Genomic DNA, 19,314 nt, shown 5'->3' with positions numbered 1-19,314 from the left:
TTTACTCGCCAATCGCGTTGCGGAGCGTGCCAATTCCTTCGATCGTGATTTCGACGACATCGCCCGTTTGCAAAAAGCGTGGCGGTTTCATTCCTTTTCCGACTCCTGCCGGCGTTCCTGTTGCGATGATATCGCCCGGCTCTAATGTCATTCCTCGCGAAATCGTCGAAATAATCGTTTCAATTGGGAAAATAAATTGCTCGGTATTCGCTTTTTGCCGCGTTTCTCCATTCACTTTCGTTTCAATATGTAAGCGGTTTGGATCTGGGATGAGCGACTTATGAACAATCCACGGTCCCATTGGACAAGAAGTATCTAAGCTTTTTCCAAGCAAAAACTGTTGATGCCGCTGTTGCAAATCGCGGGCAGTGATGTCGTTAATAATCGTATAACCAAACACATAATCAAGCGCTTCCTCTTCTTTAATTCCTTTTCCTTTTTTGCCGATGACAACCGCTAATTCTCCTTCGTAGTCTAGTTCATTTGTTACATGCTCATGACGCAAAACCGTTGCTTCATGTCCAACAACAGTTGTCGGTACTTTCGAAAATAACATTAGATATTTCGGAATATCGTCCGCACTTCCTAGTTCAATCGCATGTTCGACATAGTTTTTCCCGACGCAAAAAATATTTTTCAACGGACGCGGAATCGGTGCTAATAAACGGACGCTCTCTAACGGATACACATATTGTGCAGAAGGATGCTCCTTTGTCCATGCAACGATCTCGCTTACTTTGTTTATAAACGCCTCCCCTAGCGCTATGCACTCGATAAGCGTTTTAGGAAGCGTTGCGTAATGATCGATCGCTTGTTCCGCTAATCGTAAATCAACAACTTCGTCATTTTCTTTCATAACACCTACAAATAACTCTCCATTTCGCTCTGCTGTGACAAATTTCATCATGCTCCTCCTTTTTTCGTTCGTCTCTATGATTATTCTCTTTTTTCTTTACAAATCCTACTAAAAAATTTGTAGAAATATGTAATATTATGTCTTATTTTAACGAATCTCTTTCCTTTTTTTCCATTCGATGTATAATGGTTATAACTAAATCAGTCGTTGTACAAACAATTGAAAGGATAATAACAAAACGTTGGTGAAAAACGATGATCATATTGATGATTGAAGAAAAGCGACAACAAATGATCAAATTAGCTTTAACATATGGTTTTACGGCAAAAGAAACGCTTCAATGCAGCCAAGAGTTAGATATGTTAATCAATCAATACGTAAAAGAAACATTACCGATGTTCTCGAATAAAGAACATCCTCTGTCACTTGTCCCTAAGTAGCTGAGGGACTTTTTTTATGGTGAACGCCGAAGCAGCGGTCGTTTCCCATACGTAGCAGTTCTCCACATCCATTCAATAGGACCCATATGAAACGACTTCAACCATTTTTCGCTAATGATAGCTTGTGTGACATAAATCACAACCGTCCCAACCGCTCCATAAAAAGGGCGGACGCTTCCATACAGCCCGAACCCATAGCTATAAAATAAAAACGTACAAAGTACTGATTGAAATAAATAATTCGTTAACGACATACGGCCGACAGAAGCAAAGTAGTCAAATATTTTCCATCGTTTCTTTTGAAGAACAAGCCAGATCACCGCTGCATAAAATATAGAGAGAGCCGGACCACCGAATACATCTTGCACGTATTCGGTCCACACGTTCTTTCCAAACAAATATGGCAATAGTTTTAACGGCATTCCGATCCATAAAGAAACGATGGCTGTTCTTTTTATTGTTGCGATCGACAGAAGCGATCGACTTTGCGCGACATAACCGCCAAATAATCCCATTGCTAACAACATCATCACGATGAATAAAAATCCTTCGATATTGTTCACATATATCCAATCACGCCAACGCTGCCAAAAAATATCGGAGATCGTCCCATCCCGGTAATTCCTTAGCGCTTCCATCGCTAATGACTCGTAATGAGCAGACGTCTCGGCTTCCCCCGATAGAACCGCAAACCCTAATAGCAAACTGATGACGAAATAAGGAATAAAGCAAATGATTGATGCTGCTAGCCACATGCGTGAAGATGCTTGGTGAAAAAGCAACAACAGTCCTCCCATCGCCGCATAAGTGATTAAAATATCTCCATGCCAGATGAAGAAGGCGTGAATACAACCGATCACAAATAAGGCAACCATTCGACGAATGAACAAGTGTGGAAACGACAATCCTTTTTCTATAGCTCGTTCACGAAACACGACCATACTAAAACCAAATAAAAACGCAAATAGCGGATAAAAGCTTGCTTGTGCCGCCACATCAATCAGCGTAACCGTCCAGCGGTCAAGCGGACTTTGCCACCACTCTTCTAGCTCGATGTACATGATCGGTGAATGAAAATCGAGCATATTCACAAAAAAAATTCCTAAAATAGAAAAACCTCTTATCACATCAATTTCCTTGATTCTCAACATAACCCTCCTCGCAAAGGAAAAAAGGCTCCGCATCGTTGCGGATGCCTCATTTTCATGTTTAATTAACATATCGCCCTATTTTTCCATGTGTTTGCCAATATTCGTTTCGTAAATGCACTTTTTGAATTTTCCCTGATGCCGTTTTTGGAAGTTCATTCACAAATGTCACGCCTGTAATCGCTTTGAAGTGGGCTAATTTCTCGCGGGAAAATGCGATCAACTCTTCTTCAGTGACGTGATGTCCTGGCCTAATCACTACAAACGCATGCGGCGTTTCTCCCCATTTTTCATGAGGAGCAGCAATGACGGCTGCTTCTAATACAGCTGGATGTTCGTAAAGAACGCCTTCGACTTCAATGGAAGAAATATTTTCACCACCACTAATAATAATATCTTTTTTTCGATCGACGATGTCAATGTTTCCATATTGATCAACCGTCGCCATATCTCCTGTATGAAGCCAGCCGTTTCGAATCGTTTCCATCGTCGCCTCTGGATTTTTCCAATATCCTTTCATGACGCCGTTGCTTCTGACAACTACTTCTCCAATCGTTTGTCCGTCACGCGGCACTTCTTCACCATGCTCATTCACGACTTTTACTTCGCAGCCGATCATCGCATGTCCCGCTTTTGCTTTCATGCGATATTGTTCATTGAGCGGCAAATGGCTTAAATGAGAGCGAATCGTTGAAACAGTGCTGAGCGGCGATGATTCAGTCATGCCATACACTTGAATAAATTCCCATCCGAGTTCTTTTTCGACGCGCGTCACAAACGCTGGCGGCGGCGCCGAACCGGCAATGACGACACGAACAGAATGGTCGATCGTCGGCACATGCTGTTCGTAATATTGCAAAAGCGAATTTAACACAGTTGGTGCCATATGCATAACGTTAACCTTATATTTTTGAATGTAGTCAAAAATAAGCTCAGGCGCCGCCTTGCGCAAACAAATATGCGTCGCTCCGTTCGCTGTATAATAAAACGGCGAACCCCATCCGTTGACGTGGAACATCGGCAATACGTGCAAATAGTTGTCACGGTCAGAAACACGAAGATGATGCATCGTCACTAACGCATGGATATAATTGTTTCGATGCGTCAACATGACTCCTTTTGGATTTCCTGTTGTCCCGCTTGTGTAAAGAAGGCTGCACACATCGTTTTCATTGATATCTGGACGCTGAAACGAGGCAGTTGGAAATTGAGCCAGCCACTCATCGTAAGCGGTTTCATTTGTTTCGTCGTCTTTATAATGAACAATGATTTTCTCAACTGTTTCCAGCTTGTCCTTAATCGGCACAATTAAATGATATAGTTCTTGGTCGACAAACAACACTTTACTTTCGCTATGGTTCAAAATAAACAAATAATCGTCAGGCTTTAAGCGAATGTTCAATGGAACCATGACCGCTCCAAGCTGGAACACGCCGTAAAAACCTTCTAGCATTTCAAGCGTATTCGGCGCTAAATATGCAACGCGATCGCCTTTCTGTACCCCTAACTCCCGCAACCCGTGCGACAGCTGGTTCACTCTTTCGTTCAGCTGCCGATATGTAAATTCATTTCCATCACAAATAACCCCTGTTTTTTCGCCATACAGCGACACGGCTCGATCTAAAAAATGAGTCAATACTAACGGCACATTCATTTTCCCCATCCCCCTATATCAAATGTTAGAAAATTCAATAAAATTATAACATATTTTTCAAGAAAAAGCGTTACAAAATTGTAACGCTTTCACTTATTGGCGACATTGCTTGATCCGTTCACATCCGCGTCGATCGTATTCGTTACACTGCAAAACGTATTCGTTTGTAAAAAATCTCCCGTGTTGCTTCCACCTGCTCCGGAATTGGATTTTGATGTACTTTTCGGTGCAATTTGCAACACATCTCCCATATTGACTGTACCGTTTCCGCCGACGCTTGTTACTTTCACCCCACCAATGATTACCGCTGGCACGTCCATCATCCTCTTCACCTTTTATTACTTTATTTTATGAATTATAAGAAGAAGCGGTATGGACATCCATCCTTATTCAACACTTTCTTTCCTGTTTCATACAATACAATAAGACGAACGGGAAAGGATGTGAACGTATGCCATCTTTTATTGGCGGACCGATCAAAATTACAAATGTCAGCGGCGACGGAACGGTGAACTTTGGTGACGTACTACAAATTACGCCCAAAAGCACAATCAAATCTCATTTAGGCTCAGGGGGAGGAAACAACGGAGATTTTATGCAAACGAATACATTTGTTAGCTTTACCAACACGGCCGATCCAGATGTCGCCGATGCAAACAATGTCGCCAACAACTAAAATCACACTTTCCCGCCCATGCCCATAAAATAGAGCAAGAACGAAAGAAAGGTGTATGGCTATGCCTGCGTTCGTTGGAGTAGTAAAGCTGAACAGTATTGGGAGCAGCGGGGTGTTCCATATCGGAGATGTTTTTGCGATTTCGCCATATAGCGTCGCCAAAACGTTTGCCGGTGCTGGTTCTTTTAATACAGGGAACGGTTTGCACATATATAACTATTACAGTAACACGAACACAAATGATGCAGATATAGCAGACGAAAACATCGTTGGCAACGTATAAAGGAGTGGAACGATGAACTTTTACATCAACCAAAGTATATGGATTTATCAATTTAAAATCGGATCTGTCTCGAACTCATCCGTGTTACAAATCGGTAGCGCTGGCAGCATTCAAGCTCATTCGACATTAAGCAATACAGGAGGGTTTGCTCAGCCCGCCCCTGAAGCAAAAATCACAGCGGCAGTCACTCCATTGGTTCCTCTTCATTCTGCGACTCGTGAAAAAACCTTTGCAGAAAGTGATGACAACAACCTATAGCTAATATACTTGAAAGAGAAGGGACCTTTGAGAGGGTGATTGTCCACATGAGCGCTTCGTTTCCACACGATTATTTTACAAAACTGCAGCAATATTTAATATGGCAAACAAATAAAATCAAACAGCTCGAACAACAGCTTGCCCGTCTTGAAAAAGAGATTCAGGAAATAAAGCAACATCCACAAACGACGATTGAAAAAATTGAATATAAATTTGATCAGCTAAAAGTCGAGACGTTGGAAGGAACGCTAAATATTGGACTCACTCCAAACGGAGCAGGGACGATTGAAGACTTTGTAGTCAGTCCGGAAAAAACAGTCGTTCCAAAGCCAGAGCCTGTGTTACTCCGCAACATTCAAGCAAAAGTGAACCAATATTTAACTAGTGATTGCAAAAAAATATTAGAGCAATTAGAAGAAAAATACGCCTATCCTCTCGATGAAACGTATCGACAATTTATTCTGCAAGACATTCATCGTCAAATAGACGAACGAATTCGTTTTTATTTGCAACAAAAAATGAACAGCGGCTATGTTCCAGATCCGAATTCTTCAGAAGATGTCGAAACGGAAATTTTCACAAAAATGAAAGAAGATATTGAACAATCTCTAGAAAGCTTTATCAAACATCTGCCAAAACAAGGGGGGAAACTATGAACTATACGGTCATTAACCGTGAAGTGCAAGTCGGCGATATTTATCTCACCGCTGTAACGAGCTCATCGATCTTTCTAATTGGCGATGTCGATACAATTCACTTATCTTCCGCTTTTGATACTCCGCCCGAATCATTGATTATCGGTCCGCTCGTTCCGCTTGCTCCAAAAGGATCATAAAATTTATTATGATGAAAGGTTGTTCATATTGTGAAACGATTATCGATGGTTCAGCAACTTAATAGTAAAACGATCCTTCTTAGCTCCGTTCTGCAAATCGGCGATTCTCGGGAAATTACCACTCGCTCGAACATTTTAGCTGTTCAACGGCAATATGAACTTTTTTTCGGAAATGAAGGAGAAGGAACGTTTCCTGTTTTTACGAAACCGATTCCTAAATTAGATGTTTCTGTACCTCTTCACATTCATCGGCTCAATGAATCACCTGTTCTTTCCGTTCGCTCGATTTACTTGATCGCCGCTTCGACGGCATCAGTCGTTCATATTGGCTCCACCTCCACTATTAACGGTGAAACTAGAATCAAACATATTCGCCAATTAGCAGATTCTTCTTCCACTTCTTCTATTCCGCAAGCGACGATTCATATAACAAAGGATGGGTGAATATGCCTGCGGTTGTTGGTCCGATTAAAATTACAAATGTAAGCAGCGGCGCCGTGTTTCAAGTCGGCGATACGTTATACATCGCTCCAAAAGTGGCGACGAAAACACAAGCAGGGTCTGGAGGGTTTAATACAGGAGACTTCATTATTACAAATAACGGTATTAGTTTTACGAACTCTTTCGATCCCGACGTGTTTGACAGTAATGTAGCCGGCAATAATTAAAAAAGGTTGAGAAAGTTTCTCTCAACCTTTTCGTTTTCCTACATAACTTCTAATGTGACGCGCGTGCCGCGTCCGGACGGTTCCGCTGGCTCGACAATGAGCCGTTTCGGCAGACGAACGCGCAATTCTTGAACATGGCTAATGACACCGATCGCCATATCGTTTGATTGCAATCTTTCTAGAGCTGAAATCACGACATCTAACAACTCGCCGTCAAGAGTACCGAATCCTTCGTCCAAAAAGAAAAACTGCAATGGATATTCGCCGCGCAGTTGAATTTGTGCGGATAATGCGAGCGCTAGTGACAAGGAAGTTAAAAATGTTTCCCCACCTGACAACGTCGTCACTGGACGGCGAACCCCGCCGTTTGCGTCGTCGCGAATGATAAAACCGCCTTCTGAGTCGACTTCAATCGCATATCTTTGCCGCGTCAATGCCCCAAGCCGCTCAGATGCATCGCGGGTGACATGTATCAATTGTTCTTCGGCAATAAACTCGACAAAGCTGTTGCCACGCAACACGTTTTGCAACTCGCGATATTGATTCACTAATCGCTCCACATCGACACGTTGCCGCTCCAGTTCCTGAAAACGAGCATGTTTTTCGATTAACTCTTCGACTTTTGCTTTCGTTGAAGCGGTGCGCTTGATTAATTCCGTCATCTTCTCTTCCTCTTCTAGACGTAACCGCTCTGTTTCTAGCCACTGCTCTTCTTTTATTTCGGCGCCGTTCATGATTTCTGTGAGCCGTTGCCATTCGTTTTGCCATTTTAGCCATTTTTCACGGTATTGCGCCACTTTATTAGAAATTATTGTTTTTTCTTCCGTTGTTAACAATGCTTGACGAATTTCATCGTTCGTGGCAAATTCGCTTCGCTCGAGTTGTTCACTCCATTCGGCATGTGTTTGTTCGAATCGCTTTTCACTTTCAGAAAGCGCCAATTGTGCCGCCTGCTGATTCGCTTCTAACATTTGATATTGCCGCTGTGAATGAGCCCATTTTTCATATGCTTCTTCTTCTTGTTTTTGCAGTTGCAACAGTTGCTGTTCGATTTCTGCTAATGAATGCTGAAGCTCTCTCCAGTGAATGGAAATCGGTAATACCCGTTCATATTCTTGATGTTGTTGCTGTTTCATTTGCCGCAACGTTGAGCATTCTGTTTTTTCTCGTGCGAGCTGTTGCCATTGTTCTTTTAACTTTTCGCGCTCCGCACTTTTTTCTTCTAAAAAACGAACACTTTTCTCAATCCTCTCTTGCAGCGATTGTGCCTCTTTTTCAGCATCCTGCAATTGTTTCATCATTTGTTCGATCGTTTCAAACGATAGATCGTGATACGTTTCCAACCATTTTTTCAGCTTTTCTTCTCGCACGCGTTCCCGTTCGGCATATTTCTCGATCCGTTCGTTGATCTCTTGCTCGAGAGCCGCTTGTTGGTGCAAAACATCTTGCCGCCTTGTTTCGAGCATTTTTCGTTGTTTAAGTATATCATTCGTGTCTTCGCGGCATTGCAAGTAATCTTGATGCAGCGCTTTTATTTCAACGGAAAGGTGGTGCAGCTGTTCAGCGATCGAACAATTTTGCTCGCTTTCCATTTCTTTTTTCGCTTTTTCTATATGGCTTATGGTAAACGGTTGTTGCTCTTCTTGCATCATCATTTCCGCTAACTGCTGAAACTGCATTTTCAACGCCTGAAATGGTTGAACAAGCGCTTGTGCTTGCTCAAACCATTCTGCCCATTCCGCCAGCTGTTGTTCGCCGGTATGACTGCTTGGCGGTTGCGCAGGAGCAGGATGATGAATAGAGCCGCAAACAGGGCAAGGGCTTCCGTCTTCTAATGTAACAGCTAGCATCGATGCCGCATGACGAATGCGTTCTTGCTCGGCTAATTTTTGTTTTTGCTTGATTTTATAGAGAAGCTTTTCTAGTTGTCCTTCGCACTCACATATGCGGTGATAGAACATTTCGATTCGTCTAAAATGTTCATGCTCTTTTTTCTTTAAGTTCTCCCATTGCCGCACATGCGCATTTTCCATTTGCACAAGTTGATCATAGCGCGCTTGCTTTTGTCGCCATTCTTCTTTAGTCTCTTGTAACAGTTGATCGAGCGTTTGAATATCCTTTTTCTCTTCATATGCCCGATACATGCGCTCTTTCACTTGCGCGTCTACTTGTTTTTGCTGCCATTCTTCTTTTAATCTTTTCTGCTTTTCTAGCGCCCGTTCATAAAGATCGGAAAGCTGTTCGAAAGCTTGTTTCGCCTGCTCTTCTTTTGCAGCGATATGTTCGATTTGTTTGTTCATCTCATCGATTTCTCGTTCGATTTGCTTCATTCGCTCCAACAGTTGTTGCGCCTGCAAGAGCTGTTCTTTTTTTTGTAACCATTTCGGTTCTTCTTCATTTTTTTTTGCTCGGATCAAGCGATATGCTTCCGTCGCTTGTTCATATTGCTGTCGCGCAATGTATAATTGCTTTTCCATCGTTTCAAGTTCGTTTGTCCATTTTTCGACTTCTCGTTTTGCTTGTTCGTATTGTTGAACGTACGGAAGCAGCCGTTCCGCTTTCTCGGCTTGCTTTTGCTTTTGCTCGAGATGAACGATCATTTCTTCTTCTTGGCGACACATTTCTAATTGATGTTTTACGTACTCTTTTTCTTTTTGCCATTGCCATAGCTGTTTTTCTCGTTCATAGCGCTCGTTTATTTGTTGAAGCCGCAACTGTTGCTGTTCAAGCTCCCGTTCAAGCGCCGATAATTGCCGTTTTTGCTCATCGACCGTTTCTTTTGAAGCATCTCCAAGCCCTGTTTGCTCCGCTCGAATCGTTTCTAATTTTGCCGTTGCTTTTGTCAGTCTTGCCTTTAATTTTTTATTTAACTCATCCCCGTATCGCTCAAGGTTAAAAAGCCGCTGTAACATTTGCCGCCGCTCGACACCTTTCAGCGATAAAAATTCAGCAAATTTCCCTTGCGGCAACACGACCGCTCGGGTGAAGTCTTTCATTTCTAAGCCAAGCAGCTGTTTGATTCGTTCATCGACCTCTCTTGCTTTATCCGCTAACACAACTCGTTCGGTTCCTTCTTCAATTAGGCGGCTTGCGGCTGTTTTTACACGAAGTTCATCGCTTCGTTTAAAACTTCGTTCAACCGTGTATCGCTTCTTCCCATTGGCGTTAGCTAACTCAAACGTAAATGAAACGGACAGTTCGTTTTCCGCATGATTCATAATTCCGTGCGTATTGTTTGCAGCTCGTTCAACATTTCCATATAGCGCCAATGTCATCGCATCTAAAATGGAAGATTTTCCGCTCCCTGTCGGCCCAAAAATGCCAAAAAGACCGCCTTCGCACAGCTTTTCAAATTCAATCGTTTGCTTTTCGCGAAAGCTATGTAATCCCGCAACCGTTAAGCGAATCGGCTTCACTGGTCGTCACCATCCTCGTCTTCATCGGCAAGTAGTTCGAGAAACAGCTGAACAAGTTCATTCGTCGGTTTCGCTCCGCCAGTTTGTTTTTCATAAAAGCGTTCAAACAATGTTTCAATCGCGACATGTTCCCGCGTTTCCTGCACCATTTCTTCTTTCGTTAAAAAATGCGGGCGAATATATATAAATCCATCATACAGCTTTCGCAAACGATGAATTTCTTCTAATGTTAATGAATGTTCGACATTAATTTCTAAGTCAATCCACGCGTTCCGGTCCTTTCCTTCGTCAAGCCACCGATACACTTGTGCTACGCCTTCGGTCGCTTTCCATTTGACAAGTGGCCGGCCGCTTGATAACAGAATTTCCGACACGTTCGCTTCCTGTCTAGGATGCACATCGACAATGGTGACTGATTTGGCGTATCCCGCTTCCGAAAAACTATAAGCAAGCGGCGAACCGGAATAACGGGCGGGCATGCCCGAACGCCCCACGCTTTGTGGACGGTGCAAATGTCCAAGTGCAACATATTGTGCCCGTGACGGAAAGCGCTCCGGTGAAACGGTGTAAGCTCCGCCGACTTCAATCGGCCGCTCCGAATCCGATGTCGCTCCTCCTGCTACATAAAGATGGCTCATAGCGATATTGACGGTATCATCGCGAAAACGTTCGTTCATCGCCGCAAATATTTCACCTACTTTTTCATCGTACTGCTTGCGCAACTGTTTTTCGTCATTTTCAGATGCAAGCAGTTGTGCCAACCGTGATTCGGATGGATACGGAAGCGCGGCAAGCACTAACGTTTCCTCACACGATGGAACGTAAATCGTCTGAACATCGGTTGTCGGCAATCCGAGCAATGTAATCGAATGTGCCGCCGCCAACACGGAGGTAGCGGAAAGGCGGTCAGGATGATCATGATTGCCGGCAATCACGACGACAGGACGTTTTCCGTTATCAGAAAGTCTTGCAATACTTTCATAAAACAATTGTTCCGCCGCTGCTGGCGGATTGACGGAATCAAACGCATCTCCTGCTATCAACACAACATCAATTTGTTCTTGTTTAACAATGGACACAAGTTCGTCCACAAATTGCTCTTGTTCACGAAATCGGCTCCGGCCTTCGAGCGTTTTTCCTAAATGCCAATCGGCGGTATGCAAAATTCGCAACGTTCTCCCCCCCTACATTGGAAACAATTGTGCACAGTCAAAGACATAGATGTAGCATTCATCGACGCGCTTTTTCCAAATTTGTTCGACCGCCCGGCGATACAGCTCCATTTGCACGTGATACCGCTCTTTGATCAACGTCTGGACGTTGTCCGCCCAACGCACATGATCTGTTTTAAAATCGATTAATACGAAACCTTGTTCATCTTCAAATACGCAATCGAATACACCTTGAACGAGTACCGTTTCTTCTCCATCTCCCCATTGTGCATATGTCTCATGGGCAGAAAGCGCTAAGTTAAACGGCACTTCGCGTTCCACAAGCGCTGCTTGGCGCAATCTCCGTCCGATGTCGGTTTGGAAAAATGTTAAAATACTTGCGATATCCACTTCTCTCGCCTGTTCCTCCGTCAGCCATTCGCCATGAACCATTTTAGTGATTTGATCGCGAATCGTTTCTTCCGTGACATCTCGTTTTAGATCGATATGCTGCATGACAAGGTGCATGACTGTTCCTTTTTCAGCAGGGCTCAATTTCTTCGCCTGCATAAAACGAGGGCGTTCGATGATTTCAGTGCGAAACGGACGCAACAAAGCTTGATCTCCATGAACCCCAAACGTTTCCCGTTGCCGTTTTAATTCAGACACCGTCTGTTTAGCGCGCGAAACGGTGGACGACAAATACGGATAAATCCAGTTCATTCGCCGAACCACTTCTTCATACAGATCGCTTTGAATCGGAATGCGCTCAACTCGTTGCATTAATTCGCTCATTTGCTCCGTTGCTTGCTCTCGCTTATTTTCTTGCTTATAAATTTCAGAAGCTGCAACAACTTGAATCACCCATTTCGACGGATGATCAGCAATTTCGTTTTCTGCGATGCGACCGTGACGAAGAATGGAGTCATCGGTGTGGCGGACGAGCGAATACCCGATCCAATCTAAATAGCACTTCGCTGACGCTCGAACATAGTCCGGCAACAACCAATCGTGATGCGCACAAACAGATTGCCAGCGTTTTTTCTCATTTTCCAGCTTTTTGACCGTTCCAACTAAATACAACTTTTCTTTTGCCCGCGTCAAGGCAACATACAAAACGCGCATTTCTTCTGCGAGCAATTCCAACTCTAGCTTTCTTTTAAGTGCCAATTGCGCAACCGTCGGATAGCTTACACGCAGGCGAGGATGAACAAAGTGCGCGGCAAAACCGAGATCTTTATCCATTAAATAGTTCCGCCGTAAATCTTGCATATTGAAGTTTTTTCCTAATCCCGCGACAAAAACGACTGGAAACTCAAGCCCTTTACTTTTATGGATCGTCATCAGACGAACGACATCCTCTTGTTCACCGAGCGATCGTGCGGCTCCAAAATCATTATTGCGCTCTTGCATACGTTCAATAAAACGTAAAAAGCGAAAAATTCCGCGAAATGATGTTTTTTCAAATTGGCGCGCCTTTTCATACAATGCGCGTAAATTCGCTTGCCGCTGCTTTCCACCCGGCATCCCGCCCACATAGTCATAAAAGTTTGTATCGCGATAAACCCGCCAAATCAATTCAGCTAGCGAGCTTTGCCGCGCGGTCGTCCGCCAAGTTTGCAATTTTTGAGCAAACGAATCTATTTTTTTATACAATGCCCGCTCTTTTTCTGTCGCCGGCCGTTTTTCTAAAAAGGCTAAAAATGCTTCATAAAACGATCCTTTCGTCTTTTCAAGACGTAAAAGCGATAGCTCGTTTTCATCTAATCCGACAATCGGAGAGCGCAATACCGCAGCAAGCGGAATATCTTGATATGGATTGTCAATCACTTTTAATAGCGACAACATAATTGACACTTCCGTCGCCGCAAAATATCCGTCGGAAAGTTCCGCATAAATCGGAATGCCTTGTTTTCGAAACTCTTCCATGATTGGCGATGCCCACGGCATAGACCGCAACAAAATCACAATGTCACGATACATCATACGCCGCTCTTTTTGCAAATGGCGATCGTATACGTAAAATGGCTCATCGATCAGTTGTTTAATTTTTTGCGCCATCCAGCGCGCCTCTAGCTGAGCATTTTCTAGTTCTTGCTGCTCGTTTTGTTCCTCTTGTTCTTCTGTACCGTTATCCGCCCGATCGATCAAAATGCATTCGACAGGCTGCTCTTTTTCCGGATAATACGTTGCCCCAAAACGCAATGCGGCATCATCGTCATACGCAATTTCTCCCACCGTTTCTCCCATGATCTGCTTAAAAATAAAGTTCGTTCCGTCTAAAATTTCACGGCGGCTGCGGAAGTTTCGCGCCAAATCAATACGAACACCTGCGCCCTCACCGCTCGTTGAAAATCGTTGGTATTTTTTTAAAAAGAGAAATGGCTCTGCTAAACGAAAACGGTAAATCGACTGTTTTACATCTCCAACCATAAATAAATTACCCATTGCTTCATCGTCGTGAATGACAAGCTGTAAAATCATTTCTTGTACCATATTGACATCTTGATATTCATCAATAAGCACTTCGACAAACTGCGCACGATAATCAAGAGCTGCGTCGGAAGGGATCGGCCGGTCAGGCGTTGATGAAGGATCGCGCAAAATTTGCAGGCAGTAATGCTCCAAATCAGAAAAGTCGACAATGCCTTTTTCTTCTTTCCGCTTTTGCAACCGCTCGGCCAATTGCTGAACAAGATCCACGATCGTCGCCACCACCGGCTTCATCTCCCGCAAATGGCGAAGCCACGTTTCAGGTTTAAAGGAAAACAATTCTTCTTTCACATCTTTCATTTTTGCTTTTGCCTTGTCTCTTAACTCTTTTATTACTTCAATGAGTTCTTCATCATATTCTTCATTTTTCGGCTTTCGTTTTGCTGTCGCCCATGCAAGCGATTGAAATGCTTCATAAAGCTTCTGCCACGAATCGTTTCTCGCTTTCTCTAATTCTTGCAATTTTATCAGATCATTTTCCAATGTTTCACGGAGATAGACTGGGCCATTCGGCTGATTCGTCAGTTCAAGCGCTTGTTGAATCATATGCTGAGCTGCTTGCAACTGAAAATCGATATATTGGAATAAATAGCGGGCAAACGGAAGCTCGTCGATCGTTGCATTATCCGCTATATCATACATCGTGACAAGCCCGTTGAGCCATTCGTTCGAATACGGATGAGAACGTGAAAATTCGTATAAGCGTAAAATAATTGTTTGCAAATCAGCATCGGTCCGGTCGCTCGTATAGCGGTCGACAACGTTCAAAAATGCCTCATTTCCTTCTTTTCCGTATTGCTCTTCAAACAGTTCCTCTATGATTTCTTCTTTTAACAATTCAATCTCCGTTTCATCAGCAATTCGAAAAACAGGATCAATATTAATGAGGTAATAATACTTGCGAATGACGTCTAAGCAAAATGAATGAATTGTTGAAATCAACGCTTTTTGCAATAAGCTGAGCTGCCGCCGCAAATGAAGCGAATGCGGATGCTCGGCAAGCGCTTTTTCGATCCTTTCCCCGATTCGTTGACGCATTTCCGCTGCCGCCGCATTCGTAAATGTCACAACGAGCAGCCGGTCGATATCAATCGGATGTTGTTCATCGAGTATTTTTTGAATAATCCGTTCGACAAGTACAGCTGTTTTTCCTGAACCAGCCGCTGCGGCAACGAGCGTATGCGCCCCATCGGTTGCGATCGCGCGCCACTGCTCGTCTGTCCAATGGACTCCTTGCGGTTTTGGCGGAAGCATGTTCCCCACTATTCTTCACCCCCGGTTTCACGCAACTGTTCTAATGCTGCATTTTTTAATAGGCGATAACGGTCTTGTTCAAGCGATTCATCAAACTGACAAACGTTTCTAAATTCGCAATATTGGCAGGCGGTCTCGTTTTTCCGCTTATATGGCGCAATATCGACAACTCCGTCTACCATTTGTGTTCCGACTTGTTGGAAAATGGTACGAACATGACGGCGTAACAGCGCAAAATCTTTTTCCGACACAACAGCAGAAGTTTTCGAAACCGACCCGTCTTTATTGATTTTCACTGGAACGATCGCCGAGCCTTTTCCTGCATCGAGCGTTTGATCCATCAATCGTATGGCTTCATCGTCATCAAGCAGCAAGCCGTTCATTTTAAAGCTTTCAAAAATTTTTTGTTCCGCTTCCTCTTCCTTTAAGAGCACATTTTTACTTTTAATCATCGGATTATGAATATGGAAATAGAGCACTCCTGCCGGCAAGGCGTTGGCGCCGACAAGCCGCTCCGCGTACTCAATGACAACGTCTAAATACGCAAGCATCTGTAGCGCCAGCCCGTAATAGATTTCAGTAAAATCTAGCTTTTTATTGCTCGATTTATAGTCGATAATGCGCAATAAAATTCCTTTCGAACTTTTTGCTTGGTCGATGCGGTCGATTCGCCCGACAAGCTCCAGCGTTGTGCCATCCGCTAGTTGAAACGTTAACGGAGGAAGCGGTCCGTTATCACCAAACTGCAACTCTACTTCTAACGGCGCAAATCCGCTCATTTTCGCTTGTTCACTTAATACGCTCGCCGTTCGCGCCATGATGTGATGCAATTTGCGCTTTACGTAATGATAGCGATGCGAACTAAACAAAATTTCCTGTTGAATGTATGGGGCAATCTGCTCGACCGCCTCATACGACAGTTTCTCGCAATCTTGTTTCGATAAACTTGCCCAGTCCAGCTGCTTCGCTCTAATGCGTTCGGTAATCATCTTGAGCGCATAATGAAACAGCTGGCCGATATCAGGGGCTTCTAGGCGAAATACGTTGCGCTCTTTTAAACGAAGGCCGTATGAAGCAAAATGAGCAAATGGACAACGGTTAAATTGCTCCACGCGGGAAACGCTCGCTTTTACTTTATGCCCATACAGCTTTTTACTAATCTCTCTTTCTAGCTTTTTCGGTTTATTTTCATAGAAAAGCGCACTTAATACTTTTTTCGCGCGTTCCTTCCATTCATTTTCTTCCGCATAAAGGTTATATACATCCCACCAAATCGGCTCAATTGGGTATTGCCGCTTCCACGCTTGCAGTTGAACCGCCAAAAACCTGAGCGTCATCAAATGGTTCGTGATGAACGAAAGCTGTTCGTCAAGAGATAAGCTAAGCGGCTCATTCCCCCACTGTTTTTCTTGAATGGCCGGAAAGATTTCTTTCATTCTTTTGATGAACATGGATGGCAATAACGATTTTCCTTCGTCGTCAGCAAGCGGATACGTCATGTACAACCGTTCTTTTGGACTGGCAAGCGCTAAATAAATCGCAAACGGTTCGTCAAGCAACTGCTCTTTGCTTGTCGGGGCGACACGCACGGAAAGATGATGAAGCAGCTCGCGGTCTTTTTCCGACAGCATGCCATCATCGCTTTTCTTTGCTGGAATCACCCCGTCGTTCACGCCAACGATAAATACGCATTTTACGTCCGTCAGGCGCGAACGATCAAAATGGGCAATGAGCACTTGGTCGAGTGCCGGTGGTACAAGCGAAAATTGCAAGCTGTCTAATCCTGTTTCAATAATCGTCGCAAACAGTTTAAGCGGCATCGTTTCATCTCCGAGTATTTCAACGTATTGATCAAGCAGTTCAATGACAGCACTCCACGCTTGTTCATGATGGCGCGCCGCAAGTAATTCTCCTTTTTGTTCTGCTTCATCGCGAAGTTTTTCGAGCTTTTTCGGAACGTGCAATTGCTCAAAGTACAAATAAAGCGCCTCGCACATTTGCTGGCCTGTTTTCGCCTTTTGTAGCCGTTTTTGCAGCGTCATAAGCGGCGCAGCCACTAGTTCCCGCCATTGGTTCAGCTTTTCTTCATATTCTTTTTCTTCATCTGTTTGTGGCACCGAAATGCCTTCAAGCCCTTGGTAGCGCCGATACGTCCATCGCTCCATCCATTTCGCACCGTAAATTCCTTGTGCCAATACATAATTTTCGAGCTGGTCTATCGCCTCGCGCATCTTTTGAAGATCGCTATCAATAGGGAAAAAAAAGTCGGTTTTCGCTGCGCGAAAAACGGCTTCATATCGCCAGTTTGTGTTAATCACATCCAAGCTTGCGCGAACGAGTTCAATAAATGGATGATGCATCATCGGCTCTTTTTCATCAATAAAGTACGGAATGTTATAATCGGCAAAAACCGTTTTAAACACATCACGATACGCTTCAGAATTGCGAACTAGAAGCGCCACATCGCGATACCGGTATCCTTCATCACGCACAAGGTACATAATTTCGCGCGCAATTCCTTCAATTTCCGCGCGGCGATGCGTCGCTTGGTACAACTGAACCGAATCGGTAGTTTCCAAAAACGGGACAGCTGGCCGGGCATCGTAATGTGTTTCTAAATGACGCAGCGCTTCGTCGCGATGACGCACATTTTCACGTAATATCTGTACTTCCTCTATCGGTACGTTGTTCAAAAGCGCCATATTACGAAGATCGTGATATGTTTTTCCCGTCATACGAAATAATTGTAGTTCGTGAGGGGGGTGTTCATTATATGGTGCATCAACAGTTAAGGCGACCGTCACACGCTTTGAAACACACAATAGCTGCTCGAGAACCATATACTCTTGCGGGGTAAAGTGATGAAACCCGTCAACATAAATTTCTGCTTCTTTTATGTAGCGGGAGTGCGGAATTTTTTCCGCAAGAAGCCGCAAATAATCTTCCGAATCGACATATCGGTGCATCAGCTGGCGTTCAAATTCGTCATAGATCAACTGCAAGTCTTTTAGCTTATCCGCTAACACTTTTTCTGCCGCATTGGCGTGATGGCGCAATTGCGCTTCTGTTTGTTGAAGTTGCACCGGTGTAATGCAATATCGCTTACATTCAATCAGCATCGCTTCGAGCTGCTCAATAAAACCGTTTTTATCTGCTGCACGCGCAAATAAAGTAAGCTCATCTTTGCATTTTTCTACAATTTTTCTTAAAAGCATGCGCACGCCTGTCTGGTTTAAATGGTAGCGGCTCATGCCGCCTGTTTCTTGTAAGACGCGCCAAGCAAGCCGGGTGAAACTCAATACTTGAGTGCGAATCATCCCGCCAAGCCCAGGTGTATGAATGAGCGCATATTCCGATTGAAATGTCATTTGCTCTGGAACAAGATAAATAATCGGTGTGCCAGTTGGTTGTTGTTTTAACTTTTCACGAATTTCATTCAAACATCTCGTCGTTTTTCCGCTTCCTGATCTTCCAATTATAAAACGAAGCGACATACAATCATCACCTTTATTTTCCATCGTTTTCTTTATTTTAGCACATATGTTCGTTTGTTTGAAAGAGATATGTCGAAAATTCCTGTTTTCCATAAAACAAAAAGAAAAAGGTATTCTTGAAATGTTATACTTCAATGAATACCTTTTCCTCAAAATCGGGTCGCAAATTCATCAAACGGCCAATAACGAGCATTGACTTTTCCGACAATTTGGTTCATTTTCACGAATCCAAAATGGCGGCTATCCCAGCTGTTTAAGCGGTTATCTCCTAATACGAACACGCGCCCTTTTGGCACCGTTTTTTTTCCTGTCATTTCTTCAAGCGTAAAATCCCCGGTTAATTTTCCATCGATCAGCCTGCGCTTATACGGCTTTAAATACGGTTCCTCTACCGGTTTTCCGTTAACGTATAGCACGTCATTTTTATAGGCGATTCGGTCTCCCGGCAAGCCGATAACACGTTTCACATAATCTTCTTGTTTGTTCGCATGAAATACAATAATATCAAACCGCTGAATGCTCCCAAACTTACTGATAACGAGTAAATTTCCATCTCGAAGCGTCGGCATCATCGACTCGCCTTCAACGACATAATTCGTAAAAAGCAGAAACCGGATGGTAAGAATAAGCAACAATCCGATTCCCCATATAACAGATTTTCTCCGATGAATTGGTCGTTTGTTCATAC

The 19,314-nt window shown here is 43.7% G+C and carries 17 protein-coding genes; 8 read left to right on the top strand and 9 right to left on the bottom strand.

Going from position 1 to position 19,314, the window contains the following annotated elements:
* Nucleotide 1 precedes the first annotated feature (1 nt).
* A complete protein-coding gene (locus HNQ34_RS10570; RefSeq protein WP_183254306.1) occupies nucleotides 2–904 on the bottom strand; it encodes a fumarylacetoacetate hydrolase family protein in 903 nt (300 codons plus the stop codon).
* Nucleotides 905–1,110: 206 nt separating this feature from the next.
* Between HNQ34_RS10570 and HNQ34_RS10565 the strand changes: the two genes are divergently transcribed.
* A complete protein-coding gene (locus tag HNQ34_RS10565) occupies nucleotides 1,111–1,296 on the top strand; it encodes an aspartyl-phosphate phosphatase Spo0E family protein (protein WP_183254304.1) in 186 nt (61 codons plus the stop codon).
* Between the two features lie 14 nt (nucleotides 1,297–1,310).
* Here the strand turns inward: HNQ34_RS10565 and HNQ34_RS10560 are convergent, their stop codons facing one another.
* From HNQ34_RS10560 to HNQ34_RS10550, 3 genes are all read right to left on the bottom strand, one after another.
* Nucleotides 1,311–2,444, bottom strand: coding sequence for a DUF418 domain-containing protein (locus tag HNQ34_RS10560; protein WP_409978367.1), 1,134 nt, complete (start codon nucleotides 2,442–2,444; stop codon nucleotides 1,311–1,313).
* A gap of 61 nt (nucleotides 2,445–2,505) precedes the next feature.
* Entirely contained in the window at nucleotides 2,506–4,098 is a 1,593-nt protein-coding gene (locus HNQ34_RS10555; protein ID WP_183254300.1) for a long-chain-fatty-acid--CoA ligase, read from the bottom strand.
* Between the two features lie 89 nt (nucleotides 4,099–4,187).
* Nucleotides 4,188–4,412: a spore germination protein gene (locus HNQ34_RS10550; protein WP_183254386.1), complete on the bottom strand. Its 225-nt coding sequence runs from the start codon at nucleotides 4,410–4,412 to the stop codon at nucleotides 4,188–4,190.
* A 137-nt stretch (nucleotides 4,413–4,549) separates the two neighbouring features.
* Here HNQ34_RS10550 and HNQ34_RS10545 point away from each other — a divergent pair, with 137 nt between their 5' ends.
* The 7 genes from HNQ34_RS10545 to HNQ34_RS10515 all read left to right on the top strand — a co-directional run bounded on the left by HNQ34_RS10545 (nucleotide 4,550) and on the right by HNQ34_RS10515 (nucleotide 6,818).
* Complete coding sequence (locus HNQ34_RS10545) at nucleotides 4,550–4,774, top strand: spore germination protein (RefSeq protein WP_183254298.1); 225 nt, start codon at nucleotides 4,550–4,552, stop codon at nucleotides 4,772–4,774.
* Nucleotides 4,775–4,835: 61 nt separating this feature from the next.
* Nucleotides 4,836–5,057 (top strand): spore germination protein, encoded by a 222-nt coding sequence (locus HNQ34_RS10540; protein WP_183254296.1) that lies wholly within the window; start codon nucleotides 4,836–4,838, stop codon nucleotides 5,055–5,057.
* A 12-nt stretch (nucleotides 5,058–5,069) separates the two neighbouring features.
* Nucleotides 5,070–5,315, top strand: a complete 246-nt coding sequence (locus HNQ34_RS10535) for a spore germination protein GerPB (protein ID WP_183254294.1) — start codon at nucleotides 5,070–5,072, stop codon at nucleotides 5,313–5,315.
* Between the two features lie 47 nt (nucleotides 5,316–5,362).
* Complete coding sequence (gerPC, locus tag HNQ34_RS10530) at nucleotides 5,363–5,971, top strand: spore germination protein GerPC (protein ID WP_183254293.1); 609 nt, start codon at nucleotides 5,363–5,365, stop codon at nucleotides 5,969–5,971.
* Complete coding sequence (locus HNQ34_RS10525; protein WP_183254291.1) at nucleotides 5,968–6,150, top strand: spore gernimation protein GerPD; 183 nt, start codon at nucleotides 5,968–5,970, stop codon at nucleotides 6,148–6,150. The genes gerPC and HNQ34_RS10525 overlap by 4 nt, the downstream gene beginning before the upstream one ends.
* 30 nt (nucleotides 6,151–6,180) lie before the next feature.
* Entirely contained in the window at nucleotides 6,181–6,594 is a 414-nt protein-coding gene (locus tag HNQ34_RS10520; protein ID WP_183254289.1) for a spore germination protein GerPE, read from the top strand.
* A gap of 2 nt (nucleotides 6,595–6,596) precedes the next feature.
* The gene (locus HNQ34_RS10515; RefSeq protein ID WP_183254286.1) at nucleotides 6,597–6,818 is read left to right on the top strand and encodes a spore germination protein; all 222 of its coding nucleotides are present in this window, start codon (nucleotides 6,597–6,599) and stop codon (nucleotides 6,816–6,818) included.
* Nucleotides 6,819–6,856: 38 nt separating this feature from the next.
* On the opposite strand, the gene HNQ34_RS17795 is transcribed toward HNQ34_RS10515, so the two are convergent.
* The 5 genes from HNQ34_RS17795 to lepB form a co-directional block, all read right to left on the bottom strand.
* Nucleotides 6,857–10,234, bottom strand: coding sequence for an SbcC/MukB-like Walker B domain-containing protein (locus HNQ34_RS17795; protein ID WP_183254285.1), 3,378 nt, complete (start codon nucleotides 10,232–10,234; stop codon nucleotides 6,857–6,859).
* Nucleotides 10,231–11,406, bottom strand: coding sequence for an exonuclease SbcCD subunit D (locus HNQ34_RS10505; protein WP_183254283.1), 1,176 nt, complete (start codon nucleotides 11,404–11,406; stop codon nucleotides 10,231–10,233). Before HNQ34_RS10505 ends, HNQ34_RS17795 begins: the two co-directional genes overlap by 4 nt.
* Before the next feature lie 12 nt (nucleotides 11,407–11,418).
* Complete coding sequence (gene addA / locus HNQ34_RS10500; protein ID WP_183254384.1) at nucleotides 11,419–15,132, bottom strand: helicase-exonuclease AddAB subunit AddA; 3,714 nt, start codon at nucleotides 15,130–15,132, stop codon at nucleotides 11,419–11,421.
* An 8-nt stretch (nucleotides 15,133–15,140) separates the two neighbouring features.
* Nucleotides 15,141–18,626, bottom strand: coding sequence for a helicase-exonuclease AddAB subunit AddB (addB, locus tag HNQ34_RS10495; protein ID WP_183254281.1), 3,486 nt, complete (start codon nucleotides 18,624–18,626; stop codon nucleotides 15,141–15,143).
* 149 nt (nucleotides 18,627–18,775) lie between these two features.
* Nucleotides 18,776–19,312: a signal peptidase I gene (gene lepB / locus HNQ34_RS10490; RefSeq protein ID WP_183254279.1), complete on the bottom strand. Its 537-nt coding sequence runs from the start codon at nucleotides 19,310–19,312 to the stop codon at nucleotides 18,776–18,778.
* Nucleotides 19,313–19,314 lie beyond the last annotated feature (2 nt).

Origin of the sequence: Anoxybacteroides tepidamans, assembly GCF_014201465.1 — a bacterium.
Lineage (GTDB): Bacteria > Bacillota > Bacilli > Bacillales > Anoxybacillaceae > Anoxybacteroides > Anoxybacteroides tepidamans.
This window is presented reverse-complemented; position numbering and strand designations above follow the sequence as displayed.

What these genes read in the sequence shown, in the direction of transcription:
- HNQ34_RS10570 (WP_183254306.1), bottom strand. Translation starts at nt 904, where the DNA reads ATGAAATTTGTCACAGCAGAGCGAAATGGAGAGTTATTTGTAGGTGTT.
- HNQ34_RS10565 (WP_183254304.1), top strand. Translation starts at nt 1,111, where the DNA reads ATGATCATATTGATGATTGAAGAAAAGCGACAACAAATGATCAAATTA.
- HNQ34_RS10555 (WP_183254300.1), bottom strand. Translation starts at nt 4,098, where the DNA reads ATGAATGTGCCGTTAGTATTGACTCATTTTTTAGATCGAGCCGTGTCG.
- HNQ34_RS10545 (WP_183254298.1), top strand. Translation starts at nt 4,550, where the DNA reads ATGCCATCTTTTATTGGCGGACCGATCAAAATTACAAATGTCAGCGGC.
- HNQ34_RS10540 (WP_183254296.1), top strand. Translation starts at nt 4,836, where the DNA reads ATGCCTGCGTTCGTTGGAGTAGTAAAGCTGAACAGTATTGGGAGCAGC.
- HNQ34_RS10535 (WP_183254294.1), top strand. Translation starts at nt 5,070, where the DNA reads ATGAACTTTTACATCAACCAAAGTATATGGATTTATCAATTTAAAATC.
- gerPC (WP_183254293.1), top strand. Translation starts at nt 5,363, where the DNA reads ATGAGCGCTTCGTTTCCACACGATTATTTTACAAAACTGCAGCAATAT.
- HNQ34_RS10525 (WP_183254291.1), top strand. Translation starts at nt 5,968, where the DNA reads ATGAACTATACGGTCATTAACCGTGAAGTGCAAGTCGGCGATATTTAT.
- HNQ34_RS10515 (WP_183254286.1), top strand. Translation starts at nt 6,597, where the DNA reads ATGCCTGCGGTTGTTGGTCCGATTAAAATTACAAATGTAAGCAGCGGC.
- addA (WP_183254384.1), bottom strand. Translation starts at nt 15,132, where the DNA reads ATGCTTCCGCCAAAACCGCAAGGAGTCCATTGGACAGACGAGCAGTGG.
- addB (WP_183254281.1), bottom strand. Translation starts at nt 18,626, where the DNA reads ATGTCGCTTCGTTTTATAATTGGAAGATCAGGAAGCGGAAAAACGACG.
- lepB (WP_183254279.1), bottom strand. Translation starts at nt 19,312, where the DNA reads ATGAACAAACGACCAATTCATCGGAGAAAATCTGTTATATGGGGAATC.